The following is a 362-nucleotide window of genomic DNA, read 5'->3' as shown; positions in this document are numbered from 1 at the left end:
TGGTGGAGGATGACGGGATCGAACCGCCGACCCTCTGCTTGTAAGGCAGATGCTCTCCCAGCTGAGCTAATCCTCCGTTATGTAATGGTAAGTTATTTTGCTTTCACAAAATCATTGGTGACCCATACGGGATTCGAACCCGTGTTACCGCCGTGAAAGGGCGGTGTCTTAACCGCTTGACCAATGGGCCAGTCTATTTTTAAAAAAATAAAAGCTTCCAACCGGGCTCGAACCGGTGACCTCTTCCTTACCATGGAAGCACTCTACCTGCTGAGCTATGGAAGCAATGGCTCCGCAGGCAAGATTCGAACTTGCGACCGATCGGTTAACAGCCGATAGCTCTACCACTGAGCTACTGCGGA

At 50.8% G+C, this 362-nt stretch carries 4 tRNA genes; all 4 read right to left on the bottom strand.

Going from position 1 to position 362, the window contains the following annotated elements:
- A tRNA-Val gene (locus JI667_RS21370) sits at window positions 1–76 on the bottom strand.
- A 39-nt stretch (window positions 77–115) separates the two neighbouring features.
- Window positions 116–190 (bottom strand) — tRNA-Glu (locus tag JI667_RS21365).
- A 22-nt stretch (window positions 191–212) separates the two neighbouring features.
- A tRNA-Thr gene (locus tag JI667_RS21360) sits at window positions 213–285 on the bottom strand.
- 2 nt (window positions 286–287) lie between these two features.
- Window positions 288–362 (bottom strand) — tRNA-Asn (locus tag JI667_RS21355).

Source organism: Bacillus sp. NTK074B (genome assembly GCF_017303375.1).
Lineage (GTDB): Bacteria > Bacillota > Bacilli > Bacillales > Bacillaceae_B > Rossellomorea.
This window is presented reverse-complemented; position numbering and strand designations above follow the sequence as displayed.